The following is a 15,287-nucleotide window of genomic DNA, read 5'->3' on the forward strand; positions in this document are numbered from 1 at the left end:
CCGCGCCTGAAAGCCAAACCGCTGCCCCTTCTCATTGGCCAAAATACCCTCGGGGGGTCCGGGGGCAGACAGCCCCCCGGCCTTTCCGCGGATACCGCGCTCAGGGCAGGTGGCGCTGCACCAGCCCCACCACCCGCTTAACCAGAGGGTTATCAAAGAGACGCGGGGAAAAATAGGCTCCTGCGGCACGTTTCGACACTTCGCCCAGTGTAGGGTAAGGCAAGACCATCCCGGCCAGCGCGCCAAGCTTCAGCCGGGCCGCAATCGCCAGCGCCCAGAGCCCGATCAGCTCGCCCGCCTGCGCGCCCGCGATCGAGACGCCGACCGGCCTGCCGCGCACCACCATGACCTTGATCAGCCCCTGCGTCGCCCCCGCCGCCACCGCGCGGTCGTTGTGGGCAAACTCCTGCCGCAGCACGGTCAGCGCCGCGCCATGCGCCTTGCGCGCCTCGGCCTCGGTCAGCCCTAACTGCGCCAGTTCCGGGTCGGTGTAGGTCACCCAGGGGATATGCGCGGTTGCGGCCCTGGCGGGCAGGCCGAACAGCATCTGCCGGATCACCACCCCCGCGTGGTAGCCCGCGACATGGGTGAACTGCAGCCCCCCTGCCGCGTCGCCGACGGCGTAAACCCGCTTGTTGGTCGAGCGCAGGTCCGCCCCCACCGTCACGCCGCGCCGGGTGAAGGCCACGCCTGCGGCCTCCAGGTTCAGCCCGTCCAGCGCCACCTGACGCCCCACGGCCAGCAGCAGGTGCGAGCCTGAAACCGTGGACCCGTCGCCCAGCGCCACCTCGATAGCCCCCGCGACCCCCGACAGCCGGACCACCGGCACGCCCTCCAGAATCGTCACCCCTTCCGCCCGCAACGCGTCCAGCACTACGGCCGCCGTCTCGGGGTCATCGCGGCCCAGAGCTTTCGCCGCCTCGATCACCGTCACCCGGCAGCCCAGCCGCCGGTGCGCCTGCGCCATTTCAATGCCGATCGGCCCGCCGCCGATGATGACCAGATGTTCTGGCCGCTCGCGCAGCGCGAAGATGGTCTCATTGGTCAGATACGGCACCCCCTCCACCCCCGGAATCGGCGGGATCAGCGGGCGCGAGCCGGTGGCGATGACGAAGCGCCGCGCCTCGATCACCTGCCCGTCGGCCTCCAGCGTGGTGGGCGAGGTGAAGCGGGCAAAGGCGCGAATCACGGTAACGCCCAGCCCCTCGAACCGTTCCTGGCTATCCACCGGCGCGATGGTCGCAATCACCCGCGCGACGTGGTCCTTCACGGCGGCAAAGTCGATCTCGGGCACCACCGGCGTGATGCCGAACGGCGCGCCGGTGGTCATGGCATGGGCCTGTTTCGCCGCCGCCAGCAGCGCCTTCGATGGCACGCAGCCTGCGTTCAGGCAGTCGCCGCCCATCTCGCCCGCCTCGACCAGGACGACGCGCGCCCCCATTTGCACCGCCCCCGCCGCCACCGACAGCCCGCCCGAGCCTGCGCCGATCACGCAGATATCCGTCTTTATCGTGGTCATCTCAGGCCCCCTTGCGCCGCTTCAGCAGGATCGGCAGCGCCGACAGCGCGGCGAGGCCCAGAATCGGCAGCAGCACATGCGGCGCGAAGATGATGCCCAGATCGGGCGCCGCGCCGCGCGCGAACACCTCGCCCAGCCCCGACCCGACCGAGGTGAACACCAGCGCACCCGGAATGATGCCAAGCCCCGTGGTGATGGCAAAGCGCGACAGGCGCACCCCCAGAAACGCCGGAATCAGGTTGGCCAGAAAGAACGGCACCACCGGCACCAGCCGCATCATCAGCAGCACCGACCATTCGTTTTCGCGCAGCCCCGCCTGCAGCTTCGCCACCATGCCGCCGCGCGCCTCCAGCCGTGCGGCGAAACGGTCGCCGAACCCGCTGCGGGCGGCCAGAAAGATCGCCACCGCGCCGATGGTGGCCGCCACCACGTTGAAGACCACGCCGGGAAACAGCCCGAACAGAAAGCCGCCCGTCAGCGTCGCCACCGTCGCCCCTGGCAGGCTGAAAGCCACGATGGCGACGTAAGCCGCCATGAAGCCCAGCACAGCCAGCCCATAATTCGCATCGCGGAACGCCAGCAGGTCGGCACGGTTTTCCGCCAGAACGGCAAAGCTGATATGGTCGCGCAGCGCAAACGCGCCGATGGCGGCAACCACGAGGATAAGCAGGAAAGGCAGTTTCCGGCCGATGCCCGTGGGTTGCGCGTTGGTCATCTCGGGCATCGCTTTCTCCTGCTGCTGCCCGGCCAAGATGGGCGACAAGCCGGGGGCAGCGATAGGCCCTATCACGCGGCCTTGATCCCGGCGAAGGATTTGCGACGGGATTGGCGCCCCAGTGAAACAATTGCCCCGGCCCGCCGACGATCGGTCAGCCCAGAGCGGTGAATTGTTGCAGGAAATCGGTCCGCTGCGAATTGACTTGGGGCGCATCCGACCGTAAAGGACGGGCTTCGAACACATGCGGCCCCCGTTGTCCGGCGAATCCTGACGACTCTGGCTGCTTTACGTCTGATGGAGACCGCGATGAAGCGCACTTTTCAACCGTCGAACCTGGTCCGCGCACGGCGCCACGGCTTCCGCGCCCGCATGGCCACCAAAGGCGGCCGTCTGGTGCTGGCGGCCCGCCGCGCCAAGGGCCGCAAGAAGCTGTCGGCCTGATCCATCCGGCCCTGCAAGGGGACTGATGACATGACACCGCCGGAGGCGACAGGCACCCGCAGCAATGCCGGGGCCGAACCGCCCCCGGCGGTTTCCGTTCGCCCGCGGCCTGCAATGCAGGTGATGGCGAAACGCGCCGATTTCCTGCGCGCGGCACAGGCGCGGCGGCAGGGCACCGCAGGGTTCCTGTTGCAGGCCCGGCGGCGCGGCGACGACAGCGTGCTGGTGCGCATCGGTTTCACCTGCTCCAAGAAGATCGGCAACGCCGTCGCCCGCAACCGCGCGAAGCGCCGCCTGCGCGAGATTGCGCGGGCGGTACTGCCCGGGCTTGCGCGGCCCGGCTGGGATTATGTGCTGGTCGGCCGGCCCGGCGCCACCATCGACCGCCCCTTCGCCGCGCTGCTGACCGATCTGGAAACCGCGCTGCGACAGGTCCACCGCGAGAGCGCGAAATGACCCCGCTGGCGCATCTGGTGGCCCTGCCGGTGCGCGCCTACCGGCTGCTGCTCAGCCCCTGGGTCGGGCACGGCTGCCGCTTTCAGCCGACGTGCAGCGCCTATGCGATGGAGGCGCTTGACCGGCACGGCGCGCTGAAGGGCAGCTATCTGACCGTTCACCGCCTCTGCCGCTGCCACCCCTGGGGCGGGCAGGGCTACGACCCGGTGCCGGGAGCCGACCCCGACCACGACGCAGGTCGCCCGCACGACCCTTCGCCGCATGGCTGACGCCCGTTGCACTGCTTGACCCGCGCTTGACGCGGCCAATCACCGTTCAATATGGCAAGGCCAGACCACCCGCGAAAGGTGCCCGCCATGCGTGACGACCCCGACGAGATCCATCCGCTGTTCGCGGGCGCCCCGGCGACCGACGATTTTCGCAAGCTCAGGCAGCGGATTGTGCGCGAGGTGCGCGCTGCGGTCGAGACGTATGGCATGGTGACGCGCGGCGCGCGCTGGCTGGTGTGCCTGTCGGGTGGCAAGGACAGCTACGCCCTGCTGGCCGTGCTGCATGAACTCCAGTGGCGCGGGTTGCTGCCGGTCGATCTCCTGGCCTGCAACCTCGACCAGGGCCAGCCGGGCTTTCCCGCAACCGTGCTGCCCGAGTTTCTGGCCAAGATGGGCGTGCCGCACCGGATCGAGTATCAGGACACCTATTCGGTGGTGATGGAAAAGGTGCCCGCCGGGCGGACCTATTGCAGCCTGTGTTCGCGGCTGCGGCGCGGCAATCTTTACCGCATCGCGCGCGAGGAAGGATGCTCGGCGGTGGTGCTGGGGCATCACCGCGACGACATTCTTGAGACTTTCTTCATGAACCTGTTCCACGGTGGCAGGCTGGCCACCATGCCCGCGAAACTGGTCAACGAGGAGGGCGACCTGTTCCTCTATCGCCCGCTTGCCTTCGTGGCCGAGGCCGACTGTGCGGCCTTTGCCCGGGCGATGGCCTACCCCATCATCCCGTGCGATCTGTGCGGCTCGCAGGACGGACTGCAACGCCAGCAGGTCAAGGCGATTCTCGACGGATGGGAGGCCCGCAGCCCCGGGCGCAGGCAGGTGATGTTCCGCGCGCTGATGAACGCGCGGCCGTCGCATCTGATGGACCCGGCGATCTTCGATTTTGCCGGGCTGACGCTGAAGCCCGGCGGGACAGAGACGGGCCTGCCCGGAATTAACGAAAATCTTGCGCAACTTGGCGGCGAAAATTAACGAAGCCATCAGCCTGATTCTCTAGTCTGCCCCGGACAGGGGTGGTCTTGCCCCATGGCGAAGCGGGGTCGGGCCATGCAGAACCGGATTGCGGCAGAAGTTTCAGGGCAGCTGGTCAGGCTGGGCGCGCAGCTGCGCAGACCGGAGCTGATGGTTTTCCTGCCGGCTGTCACATTGGCCGCCTTCTGGCTCGGCGGGGAAAAGGCGCTGATTCTGGCCGCGCTGGGGATGCCGCTGCTCTTCGCGATCGCCGGGGCCTTCCGCTTTCACGACCCCGCCCCGCCGCCGCTGCCCGACGGGCTGAGCGGGCTGGCCCTGCGTCCGCAGATCATCTCGGCGCTGGATTCGGTGCTGCGCGACACCGCGATCACCGGCAAGACCACGGCCTGCCTCGTGGTGCAGTTCGACGATGCCGCCATCCTGCTGGATCGTCACGGCCGCGCGGCACAGACCGAGGTGCTGGGTCGCAGCGCCGAGCGGATATGTTCGGCGCTGCGCGAAGGCGATACGGTGGCGCGGCTGGAAGGCGGCGGCTTCGCCATCGCGCTTGGCGCCCAGCGGCGGATCGACCTCGAGGTGATGGTGCAGCTTGCCGCACGCCTGCAGGCGGCGCTTTCGCCGCCGATCAGCATCGACGCGGCACGGCTTTATGTCACCACTTCCATCGGCTTCTGCCTCGGCGTGCGCGCGCCGGAACCGACGGGTCGGGCGCTGCTCGATGCCGCGCAGGTCGCCGCGGACGAGGCGGTTCGCAACGGCCCCGGGGCCATTCGCGCCTTTGCCCCCGACATGGCGCGCAACCGCGCCGACCGCGACGCGTTTCGTGCCGTGCTGGAAACCGCGCTGGATGAAGGCCAGATCCGGCCGCATTTCCAGCCGCAGGTTTCCACCGATACCGGCTGCATTTCGGGGTTCGAGGCGCTGGCGCGCTGGCACCACCCCGAACGCGGTCTGGTCTCGCCCGCCGAATTCCTGCCCGCGATCGAGGAGGCGGGCCTGTCGGAACGGCTGGGCGAGGTGATCCTGTATCACGCGCTGGCGGCCCTTGTGCGCTGGGACAAGGCGGGGCTCAGGGTTCCGACCGTGGGCGTGAACTTTTCCGCCGCCGAACTGCGCAACCCGCGCCTGACCGAAAAGCTGAAATGGGAACTCGACCGGTTCGACCTGACGCCCGAGCGGCTTTCGGTGGAAATACTGGAAACCGTGGTGGCCGAAACCGACAATGACGTGATCGTGCACAACATCGCGGCTCTGGCCAGGCTGGGCTGCGGCATCGACCTTGACGACTTCGGCACCGGCCATGCGTCGATCACCAACATCCGCCGTTTTGCCGTGCGCCGCATCAAGATCGACCGCAGTTTCGTGACCAAGGTCGACGAAGACCGCGAACAGCAGAAAATAGTGTCGGCCGTGCTCTCGCTTGCCGAACGGCTCGGGCTGGAAACGCTGGCCGAAGGCGTGGAAACGCCCGGAGAACACGCCATGCTGGCGCAACTGGGCTGCGGCCATGTTCAGGGATTCGGCATCGCCCGGCCGATGGCGTTCGAGGATACCGCCGAGTGGATCGCGCGGCATCGCGCCCGCCAGACCGCCGCGCCGAAGATCGGCCACCGGGCCGGATGACCGGAGGCCGGGCCCGCGCCGGACAGGAACGCGCGGCCTTACGCCGCAAAGCCTCGGGCGGCGGGGTCCAAAGCGACCGGCAGGCCCTCGCCCGGGGGAAAACCGCTTGACCTTTCGCCCCCCCTTCTGTTGAACCACCGCAGACCCTGAACAGGAACGGTGGCTGTCCGATGGACGATCAGAACAAGAATCTCATCCTGGCAACGGCGCTCAGCTTCTTCGTGATTCTGGTGTGGTTCGTGCTTTTCCCGCCGACCGAACCGGTTGTCGACCCCAATGCCCCGGCGGCCATCACCGCGACCCAGACAACCACGCCGGAAGCAGGCGCAGCCGCCCCGACCGAGGCCGCCCTCGCCCAGCCCGAGGCGCCACGTCTGACGATCGACACGCCGCGCCTGTCGGGCTCGATCTCGATGCTGGGCGGGCGGATCGACGACCTGCTGCTGAAAGGCTATCGCGAAACGCTGGACGACACGTCCCCGCTCGTGCGGCTGTTGTCGCCGGTCGGGCAGCCCAACGCCTATTACGCGCTTTACGGCTGGGCACCCGGCGGGCCCCTTGGGTTCGAGGATGTTCCGGGCGCAAATACCGAATGGACCCTGGCGGCCGGGGCAACCTTGGCCCCCGGCCAGCCGGTGACCCTGCGCTGGGAAAACGGCAAGGGGCTGGTCTTCACCCGCCAGATCGCCGTCGATGACCGCTACATGTTCACCGTGACCGACGGGGTCGAGAACACCACCGGCGCCGAGGTCAAGCTTGCCCCCTACGGTATTGTGGCCCGCCATGGAAAGCCGGTGGGGTTACAGAACTTCTTCGTTCTGCACGAAGGTGTTGTGGGTCGCGCCGATGGCGAACTGACGGAGATGAAATACAAGGACCTGTTGGATCTGCCGCTGGTGCAACGAGAGGCGGCGCAGGCCGAATTGGTCGAGGCGGCGACCGATGGCTGGATAGGATTCACCGACAAGTACTGGATGACGACGCTGATCCCGCAGGCCGGGGCACCCTTCACCAGCGTGATGAAATACGTGCCCGGCGCCGACATCTATCAGGTCGAGACCCGCCAGCCGGTGGTGACGGTCGCTGCCGGGGCCAGGGCCGAAACCAGTTCGCGTCTGTTCGCCGGTGCCAAGGAATGGGAGACGATCCGCGGCTATCAGGACGCGACAGGGCCCGCCGCCAACAGCGAACCCGTCGCCGGTTTCATCGATTCGATCGACTGGGGCTGGTTCTACTTCCTGACGAAGCCGATCTTCGCGGTGCTGCACTGGCTGCACGGCCTGATCGGCAACATGGGTCTGGCGATCATCGGTCTGACTGTTGTGCTGAAGGCGCTTGTGCTGCCGCTGGCCTACAAATCCTATGTTTCGATGGCGCGCATGAAGGAACTGCAGCCCGAGATGGAGGCGCTGAAGGAACGCGCGGGCGACGACAAGCAGATGATGCAGCGCGAGATGATGCGGCTCTACAAGGAAAAGAAGGTCAACCCGGCCGCGGGCTGTCTGCCGATCCTGATCCAGATCCCGATCTTCTTCTCGCTCTACAAGGTGATCTTCGTAACCATCGAGTTGCGGCACGCGCCGTTCTTCGGCTGGCTGAACGACCTGTCCGCGCCCGACTCGTCGTCGATCTACAACTTCTTCGGCCTCGCTCCCTGGGGCGTTCCCGAAGCGGGGTCGATCATGGCGCTGATCTTCATCGGGGTGCTGCCGATCCTGCTCGGCATCTCGATGTGGCTGCAGCAGAAACTGAACCCGGCCCCCACCGACCCGACGCAGCAGATGATCTTCGCCTGGATGCCCTGGGTGTTCATGTTCATGCTGGGCGGCTTTGCCAGCGGGCTGGTGGTGTACTGGATCACCAACAACGTGATCACCTTCATCCAGCAGTATGTCATCATGCTCAGCCACGGCCACAAGCCGGACCTTTTCGGCAACATCAAGTCCGGCTTCAAGAAAAAGCCGCCGGTGGTGAAGGCCGCGAATGACACGGGCCCCCCGACGAAGAAGAGCACGGGCAAGAAATGACCCTGCGGCTGGCGCATATCTGCCGCCACCCCATCAAGGCCCACGGACGCGAAGACCTCGCGTCCGTTCGGCTTTCGGCGGAGGCGTGCCTGCCGTGGGACCGGCATTGGGCCGTGGCCCATGCGGCGTCGACTTTCGATCGCGCGGCTCCGGAATGGACACCGTGCAGCCAGTTCCAGCGCGCCGCCCGCACCCCCACCCTGATGGCAATCTCGGCGTCCTATGACGAAGCCACAGGCCGGATGCATCTGCGCCACCCGGACCTGCCCGACCTCGATTTCCTGCCCGAGACCGAAGGCGCGCGGCTGATCAACTGGCTGGCCCCGATCAGCCCGCAGGATGCTTTCCGCCCCGTGGCGCTGGTGAAGGCGCCGGGGCGGGGCATGACCGACAGCGATTTTCCTTCGGTGTCGATCAAGAATCTCGCGTCGAATGCGGCGCTTTCGGCGCATCTGGGCGTCGCACTGTCACGCCACCGCTGGCGCGGCAACCTGTGGCTCGACGGTCTGGCTTCCTGGGCCGAGTTCGACCTGATCGGCCGCAGCCTGCGGATCGGTGATGCGGTGCTGGAGGTGCGCGAGGCCATCGGGCGCTGCAAGGCAACAACCGCAGACCCCGAAACCGGGATTGTGGACGCCGATACCCTGGCCGGATTGCGCGCACTGATCGGCGCGCAGCACTTCGGCGTCTATGCCGTCGTCACCAATGGCGGCAGCATCGCCGTGAACGCCCCCGTGGAGGTCCTGTGACCCAGTTGTCCTTACCCCTTGCCCCGGACCCCGAATTCGCCGCGCGCGAAGCGGGGCGGTTGCTGTTCGCCGGGCCGGTCGATTTCGTCAAGGGCGTGGTGGCAATGCCCGGCCTGCCCCCGGCCGACCGCCTGGAAGTGTGCTTTGCAGGGCGGTCGAACGTCGGGAAATCCAGCCTGATCAACGCGCTGACCGGGCGCAAGTCGCTGGCCCGCGCCTCCAATACGCCGGGCCGCACGCAGGAGATCAACTTCTTCGCTCTGGGGACCGAGCGCTACCTCGTCGACCTGCCGGGCTATGGCTACGCCGAGGCCCCGGTGGCGATCGTGGCGAAGTGGCAGCGCCTGCTGAAGGACTATCTGCAGGGCCGCCAGACCCTGCGCCGCGCCTTCGTGCTGATCGACACGCGGCATGGCGCGAAGGCGGTGGATGAAGAGATCATGACCCTGCTCGACCGTTCTGCCGTGACCTTCCAGGCGGTGATGACCAAGGCCGACAAGGTCAGCACCGCCGAACGCGACGCCAACATCGACCAGGTGCGCGGCGTGCTGGCGCGGCATCCGGCGGCCTACCCCGAGCTGGTGGTGACCAGTTCGGAAAAAGGTGACGGGATCGAGACGTTGCGCGCCATCATCGCCACGCTGGAATGACGGTGGGGCGGACCAAAAATCTTCCAAGATTTTTGCAAGATTTTTCCTGAAAAATCTTGGTCCCGGCCCGGCCGCCACGCGCAACGTCAGACGTGCTGCGCGCCGTTGACCTCGATTTCCGCGCCGGAAATATAGCTCGACTGGTCCGAACACAGGAACCAGATGACATCCGCCACCTCTTTTGGTTGCCCCAGCCGCTGCATCGGCAGCTTCTCCACGATCTTGTCGGTGCCTGGCGACAGGATCGAGGTCTGCACCTCGCCGGGGGCGATGGCATTGACCCGCACGCCCAGCGGGCCGAAATCATGCGCCATCTCGCGCGTCAGCGCCGCCAGCGCCGCCTTAGAGGTTGCGTAGGCCGCCCCCGCGAAGGGATGCACCCGCGATCCGGCAATCGAGGTCACATTCACCACCGAGCCCTTGGTAGCCGCCAGTTCATCCTGCAACCCGCGCGCCATGATCACCGAGGAGAAGAAATTGACATGGAACACATGCCCCCAGGTCCTGAGGTCGGTTTCCAGCGTGTTCAACCGCTTGCCGGTCGGCCCCTTGGGCGAGATGCCCGCGTTGTTGACCAGTGCATGAAGCCTTCCGCCGATCTTGCCCTTGATGACCTCGATCGCCTCGATCGTTTTCTTGGGGTCGGCAAGGTCGATCTGGATATGGTTTTCCTCGCCGCCCGGCCACGGGCAGCGCACATCGAACGGCTGGCGCGAGCAGGTCAGCACCCGCCACCCTTCCGAGGAAAACCGCTTGACCGTGGCATGGCCGATACCCCGGCTTGCGCCGGTCAGCACGATGGTCTTCTGTTCGGTCATTCGGTCACTCCTTCGGACAGGAGGAAAGACTTACTCTTGCGGTCGGGAAAGGCAAGCGCGTCCGCGCAGACTTGGCAGCAGCGCACAAAGCGGTTACCAAAGCCGCAGTTCCACCGGGGGCCCGCCCATTGAAAAAGCAGCTTGCCATGATGCGTGATTCCATCGCCACCGCCCGGACGTTGTCCGAGGCGCTTCCCTACATGCAGCGGTACGCCGGGGCCGTGGTCGTCGTGAAATTCGGCGGCAACGCCATGGGCGACGAGGCGGCGATGGCCGAATTTGCCCGCGACATCGTGCTGATGCGGCAAGTGGGCGTGAATCCGGTCGTGGTGCATGGCGGCGGGCCGATGATCAACGACCTGCTGGCGCGACTGGGCATCGAATCGCGCTTCGTGCGTGGCAAGCGCGTGACCGACAAGGCCACCGTCGAGGTGGTCGAGATGGTGCTGACCGGGCTGGTCAACAAGCGCATCGTGCAGGCCATCATGGATGAGGGCGGCCGCGCGGTCGGCCTTTCGGGCAAGGATGACGACATGATGGTCTGCGTTGCCGACGACCCCGAACTGGGCTTCGTCGGTCGCCCGGTCGAGATGAACGTGCAGGTGCTGCGCGATCTGTTCTCGGCGGGCATCATCCCGGTCGTGGCCCCGGTCGCCACCGGGATGGAACCGAACGAGACCTACAACGTCAATGGCGACACTGCCGCCGGCGCGATTGCCGGGGCGCTGAAGGCCGACCGCTTGCTGCTGCTGACTGATGTTTCGGGCGTGAAGAACGCGGCGGGCGAGGTGATCACGCAATTGTCGCCCGAAGAAGTGCGCGCGCTGACCGACAGCGGCGTGATCGCGGGCGGCATGATTCCCAAGACCGAAACCGCGCTGCTGGCGCTGGAGCAGGGCGTGCGGGCCGTGGTCATCCTCGATGGCCGCATTGCCAATGCCTGCCTGCTGGAACTGTTCACCGACCATGGTGCAGGGTCGCTGATCCGTTCTACCGCGCCACGGGTCAAGCCGCGCAACGAAGGGTGACGCTGGAAGGCATCTCTGCCCTCGCGGCGGCTCATGCGCTGGAAATCTTTGGCGGTTTTCACGCGCAACCGGAGGACACCCTGCCGAAAGGCACCGCCACGCTGCTGCTGCTCGGACCGCGCGAGCCCGGCTTCTGGCCGCATCTGACCACACAGCCGGAATGGCTGGATGGCGCGCCCGACCCGGTGGACCGCTGGTCGCGCCGGGTGATCGGGCGACTTGCCTGTGCACTCGGCGCCAAGGCGCTGTTTCCATTCGGCGGCCCGCCGTGGCAGCCGTTCCAGACCTGGGCGCTGCGCTCCGGGCGGGCGTGGGAAAGCCCGGTGCGGCTGCTGGTGCATGACCGGGCCGGGCTGTTCGTGTCCTTTCGCGGCGCGCTGGCGCTTACGGAACATCTGGCCCTGCCCGCGCCGCCGCCCTGCCCCTGCCTTCGCTGCGAGGGGCAACCCTGCCGCACCGCCTGCCCGCCCCGCGCCCTGACCGATGCGGGCTATGACCTTGCCGCCTGCCACGATTTCCTCGATACAGCACCTGGTGAGGCGTGCATGACAACCGGCTGCGGCGTGCGCCGCGCTTGCCCCGTCTCCCTCGCCTATGCAAGAATGGCAGACCAATCGAAATACCATATGAGGCAGTTCCACCGATGACCAAGCGCCTGATCCTGATTCGCCACGCGAAATCGGCCTGGGACGACCCGCTGATTGCCGATCATGACCGCCCGCTGGCCCCCCGGGGAATCGCGGCGGCGCATGATCTGGGCCAGTGGCTTGCCTCGCGCGGCTATGTGCCGGGCGAGATCAAGTGTTCCGATGCGCTGCGCACCCGCGACACCTGGGCGGGCATTGCCCCGTCGCTGCCGGGCACGCCGGAACCGGTGCTGAAATCGGCGCTTTATCAGGCCGGCCCCGACGTGATGCTGGCCGTGCTGCGCCACGCCACGGCCGATACCGTCGCCATGCTGGGCCACAACCCGGGCATTGCCGAGTTTGCCCACCGTCTGGTCGCCCATGCGCCGCTGAACCCGGAATTCCAGCGTTACCCGACCGGGGCGACGCTGGTGGTGGAATTCCCGATCGACAGCTGGCAGGATGCCAACTTCGGCGAGGCGATGACGCTGGATTTCGTGGTGCCGCGCGAACTGGTGGCCTGAAACCCGCCATGCCTGCATGAGAAAAGGCCGGGGGGTGCACCCCGGCCTTTCGGTTTTTCGCGACAGACCGATCAGGCGCCGCCCGGTTCGCCGGTGAAGGTGATCGTCACATCCTCGTCCCGCGCGATGAACTGGCAGGCCAGCCGGTAACGCGGCGGCAGGTCGCGCACCTCGGCATCCTCGATTTCCTGCGCCGTCAGCTTGCCCAGTTCGCGCAGTTTCAGCTTTTCCTTCTCGGTCAGCGCGATGCCCATCCGCATCGACGGCTGGGCATAGGTGACCTCGATCAGGCACGAGGCGCAGTTGCCGTCGCGGCATTCGAAAGGAATCGGGATGTGGTTTTCCTCGGCCAGCGCCAGAACCGTCTTGGTATCGCCGGCGACGGCGTAGAGCGTCTTGCTGCCGTGCAGCAGCGGAGAGGAGAAGGTGATGTTTGCCATGTCTTGCGTCCTTGAGTGGCCACCCACCACGGTTTCCGCGGTCAGGCAGCAGTTGCCGGTCAAGCCGGGTTCGCGTCGTCACTGTTGGGGAAGCATGTGGCGTGCCAAGATCGGGCGGCAGATTTGCAGACAAAACCTGCGGCATTGTCGGAAAGCCGACATGACAATGCATGAAGGGGGGCAGATTGCCCCCCTTCATGCCATCCTGCCGGGTTTCAGTGACCGAGGATCTGGCTGAGGAACAGCTTGGTACGCTCGGATTTGGGATTGTTGAAGAACTCTTTCGGCTCGTTCTGCTCGACGATCTGGCCCTGATCCATGAAGATCACGCGGTTGGCCACGGCTTGCGCAAAGCCCATTTCGTGCGTCACGCAGATCATGGTCATGCCCTCCTGCGCCAGTTCGATCATGGTATCGAGCACTTCCTTGATCATCTCGGGGTCAAGGGCCGAGGTCGGCTCGTCGAACAGCATGATGCGCGGCTTCATGCACAGCGACCGGGCAATGGCGACGCGCTGCTGCTGGCCGCCCGAAAGCTGGCCGGGATATTTCAGCGCCTGCTCGGGGATCTTGACCTTGCGCAGGTAGTGCATCGCCACCTCTTCGGCTTCTTTCTTCGGGGTCTTGCGGACCCAGATCGGCGCCAGCGTCAGATTTTCCAGAATCGTCAGATGCGGGAACAGGTTGAAGTGCTGGAACACCATGCCGACCTCCGACCGCACCTTGTCGATGTTCTTCAGGTCGCTGGTCAGTTCGGTGCCATCCACCACGATCTGCCCGGACTGATGTTCCTCCAGCCGGTTGATGCAGCGGATCAGGGTCGATTTGCCCGAACCCGAAGGGCCGCAGATCACGATCCGCTCGCCACGCTGCACGGTCATGTTGATGTCGCGCAGCACATGGAAGGTGCCGAACCACTTGTTCATCTGGCTGATCTGGATGGCGATCTCGTCGGTCACCTGCATGTGGCTGCGGTCGATGGCAAGGTCTGTCATGTCGGGCTCCTCAGCGGTGGTCGGTTTTCAGCTTGCGTTCCAGATACATGGAATAGCGCGACATGCTGAAGTTGAAGATGAAGAAGATCGAGGCGACGAATATGTAGGGCTCCCAGTAGATGCCCTTCCAGTCGATGTCGGCTCGGACGGCGTCGGTGATGCCCTTCAGCGGGTCCAGCAGGCCGACGAACACCACCAGCGTGGTATCCTTGAACATGCCGATGAAGGTGGACACGATGCCGGGGATCGAGATCTTCAGCGCCTGCGGCAGGATGATCAGGCGCTGTGCGTTCCAGTAGTTCAGGCCCAGCGAATCCGCCGCCTCGTACTGCCCGCGCGGCAGGGCGGCAAGCCCGCCCCGGACCACCTCGGCGATGTAGGCCGCAGCGAACAGCGTCACCATGATGATCACGCGCAGGATGATGTCGAAGTTGGTGCCGGGCGGCAGGAAGTAGTTCAACAGCAGCGAGGCCACGAACAACAGGGTGATCAGCGGCACGCCGCGGATGAACTCGATGAACCCGACCGACATTGCCTTGATCAGGAACATGTCGGACTGCCGACCCAGCGCCAGAAGGATTCCCAGCGGCAGCGACAGCACGATGCCCGACACGCCGATGGTCAGCGCCAGCACGAAGCCGCCGAACTTGTCGGACCGCACGGCCTCCAGCGACAGCGGCAGCACGGTGTCCAGCACGGCCTGAAGATGCGGGATCAGCGGGAAGGCATCGCGGACCTGCCAGCCGAACAGGCGGAAATCCAGCAGCACCGGGTCGGCGCTGAACAGGCCCAGCACGCCGCCGATCAGGTTTTTCAGGCCCGACAGCGGGTCCAGATACAGCAAGACCACCAGCAGGGCCGCCCCCCCAGCCGCCAGCAGCGGGCCGTGGTTGCGGGCCAGGATGCGGAAGGTCTGGATCGCCGCAAGAATGGTCAGCGTGATCAGCGCCGGCCCCCAGAACGACCCGCCCCACATCAGCCAGACGGCCAGTGCCGGGTAGATCACCGTCAGCCACAGCAGTTGCCGCGGCACCGCCGAGAACAGGATGGGCGCCAGCGAGACGAACAGAAGCAGCAGCGCCACCGTCGGCCGCCAGTACAGGTGCGACGGGTAGAAGCCGAAAACGAACTGCGTCCAGCGTTCGCGGATCATCGCCCAGCAGGCGCCGGTTGCGCCTTCGCCCCAGGTGGCGATGGTTATGGCGCGGCATTCCTGAAGCGAGTCGGCAACCCAGACCGACTGGCGCAGCCACGGATAGGCGGCCTGCACCAGCCACACCACGATCGCCAGCCCGAGCAGCGTCAGCATCGTGTTCACCGGCCCGGAAAACAGGTTCTCGCGCAGCCAGCGCACCGCGCCGGATTCGCGGATCGGCGGCGCCTGCTCTGGCAGCATCTCGGGGCGGACGTAGGAGGAGAAGGTCAT

Annotated in this window: 17 protein-coding genes; 11 read left to right on the top strand and 6 right to left on the bottom strand. The window is 66.3% G+C overall.

Annotated features, from left to right (window positions below):
- Positions 1 to 100: 100 nt before the first annotated feature.
- Positions 101 to 1,519 carry an FAD-dependent oxidoreductase gene (locus tag RNZ50_05125; protein ID MDT8854420.1) on the bottom strand — a complete coding sequence of 473 codons (1,419 nt, stop codon included), beginning with the start codon at positions 1,517 to 1,519 and terminating at the stop codon, positions 101 to 103.
- A gap of 1 nt (position 1,520) precedes the next feature.
- Positions 1,521 to 2,243, bottom strand: coding sequence for a VTT domain-containing protein (locus tag RNZ50_05130; GenBank protein MDT8854421.1), 723 nt, complete (start codon positions 2,241 to 2,243; stop codon positions 1,521 to 1,523).
- Positions 2,244 to 2,543: 300 nt separating this feature from the next.
- Here RNZ50_05130 and rpmH point away from each other — a divergent pair, with 300 nt between their 5' ends.
- From rpmH to yihA, 8 genes are all read left to right on the top strand, one after another.
- Positions 2,544 to 2,678: a 50S ribosomal protein L34 gene (gene rpmH / locus RNZ50_05135; protein ID MDT8854422.1), complete on the top strand. Its 135-nt coding sequence runs from the start codon at positions 2,544 to 2,546 to the stop codon at positions 2,676 to 2,678.
- Between the two features lie 30 nt (positions 2,679 to 2,708).
- Positions 2,709 to 3,134, top strand: a complete 426-nt coding sequence (rnpA, locus tag RNZ50_05140) for a ribonuclease P protein component (protein ID MDT8854423.1) — start codon at positions 2,709 to 2,711, stop codon at positions 3,132 to 3,134.
- The gene (gene yidD / locus RNZ50_05145) at positions 3,131 to 3,403 is read left to right on the top strand and encodes a membrane protein insertion efficiency factor YidD (GenBank protein MDT8854424.1); all 273 of its coding nucleotides are present in this window, start codon (positions 3,131 to 3,133) and stop codon (positions 3,401 to 3,403) included. The genes rnpA and yidD overlap by 4 nt, the downstream gene beginning before the upstream one ends.
- Before the next feature lie 87 nt (positions 3,404 to 3,490).
- The gene (ttcA, locus tag RNZ50_05150; GenBank protein ID MDT8854425.1) at positions 3,491 to 4,381 is read left to right on the top strand and encodes a tRNA 2-thiocytidine(32) synthetase TtcA; all 891 of its coding nucleotides are present in this window, start codon (positions 3,491 to 3,493) and stop codon (positions 4,379 to 4,381) included.
- 75 nt (positions 4,382 to 4,456) lie between these two features.
- Positions 4,457 to 6,004, top strand: coding sequence for a bifunctional diguanylate cyclase/phosphodiesterase (locus RNZ50_05155; GenBank protein ID MDT8854426.1), 1,548 nt, complete (start codon positions 4,457 to 4,459; stop codon positions 6,002 to 6,004).
- 170 nt (positions 6,005 to 6,174) lie between these two features.
- On the top strand, positions 6,175 to 8,031 hold the full coding sequence (yidC, locus tag RNZ50_05160) for a membrane protein insertase YidC (protein ID MDT8854427.1): 1,857 nt from the start codon (positions 6,175 to 6,177) through the stop codon (positions 8,029 to 8,031).
- The gene (locus RNZ50_05165; GenBank protein MDT8854428.1) at positions 8,028 to 8,780 is read left to right on the top strand and encodes an MOSC N-terminal beta barrel domain-containing protein; all 753 of its coding nucleotides are present in this window, start codon (positions 8,028 to 8,030) and stop codon (positions 8,778 to 8,780) included. The genes yidC and RNZ50_05165 overlap by 4 nt, the downstream gene beginning before the upstream one ends.
- Complete coding sequence (gene yihA, locus RNZ50_05170; protein ID MDT8854429.1) at positions 8,777 to 9,430, top strand: ribosome biogenesis GTP-binding protein YihA/YsxC; 654 nt, start codon at positions 8,777 to 8,779, stop codon at positions 9,428 to 9,430. The genes RNZ50_05165 and yihA overlap by 4 nt, the downstream gene beginning before the upstream one ends.
- 86 nt (positions 9,431 to 9,516) lie before the next feature.
- Here yihA and RNZ50_05175 read toward each other — a convergent pair whose 3' ends face one another.
- Positions 9,517 to 10,248 carry an SDR family oxidoreductase gene (locus RNZ50_05175; protein MDT8854430.1) on the bottom strand — a complete coding sequence of 244 codons (732 nt, stop codon included), beginning with the start codon at positions 10,246 to 10,248 and terminating at the stop codon, positions 9,517 to 9,519.
- A gap of 146 nt (positions 10,249 to 10,394) precedes the next feature.
- Here RNZ50_05175 and argB point away from each other — a divergent pair, with 146 nt between their 5' ends.
- The 3 genes from argB to RNZ50_05190 are packed head-to-tail and all read left to right on the top strand — an operon-like array spanning position 10,395 to position 12,426.
- Positions 10,395 to 11,276, top strand: coding sequence for an acetylglutamate kinase (argB, locus tag RNZ50_05180; GenBank protein MDT8854431.1), 882 nt, complete (start codon positions 10,395 to 10,397; stop codon positions 11,274 to 11,276).
- Entirely contained in the window at positions 11,273 to 11,923 is a 651-nt protein-coding gene (locus RNZ50_05185; protein MDT8854432.1) for a ferredoxin, read from the top strand. Before argB ends, RNZ50_05185 begins: the two co-directional genes overlap by 4 nt.
- A complete protein-coding gene (locus tag RNZ50_05190) occupies positions 11,920 to 12,426 on the top strand; it encodes a histidine phosphatase family protein (protein MDT8854433.1) in 507 nt (168 codons plus the stop codon). Before RNZ50_05185 ends, RNZ50_05190 begins: the two co-directional genes overlap by 4 nt.
- 71 nt (positions 12,427 to 12,497) lie before the next feature.
- Here the strand turns inward: RNZ50_05190 and RNZ50_05195 are convergent, their stop codons facing one another.
- From RNZ50_05195 to RNZ50_05205, 3 genes are all read right to left on the bottom strand, one after another.
- Positions 12,498 to 12,866 (bottom strand): 2Fe-2S iron-sulfur cluster-binding protein, encoded by a 369-nt coding sequence (locus RNZ50_05195; protein MDT8854434.1) that lies wholly within the window; start codon positions 12,864 to 12,866, stop codon positions 12,498 to 12,500.
- A gap of 215 nt (positions 12,867 to 13,081) precedes the next feature.
- Positions 13,082 to 13,861 (bottom strand): amino acid ABC transporter ATP-binding protein, encoded by a 780-nt coding sequence (locus RNZ50_05200; GenBank protein MDT8854435.1) that lies wholly within the window; start codon positions 13,859 to 13,861, stop codon positions 13,082 to 13,084.
- Positions 13,862 to 13,871: 10 nt separating this feature from the next.
- On the bottom strand, positions 13,872 to 15,287 hold the full coding sequence (locus RNZ50_05205; protein MDT8854436.1) for an amino acid ABC transporter permease: 1,416 nt from the start codon (positions 15,285 to 15,287) through the stop codon (positions 13,872 to 13,874).

This window comes from Paracoccaceae bacterium Fryx2 (genome assembly GCA_032334235.1).
Taxonomy (GTDB): Bacteria; Pseudomonadota; Alphaproteobacteria; order Rhodobacterales; family Rhodobacteraceae; genus JAVSGI01.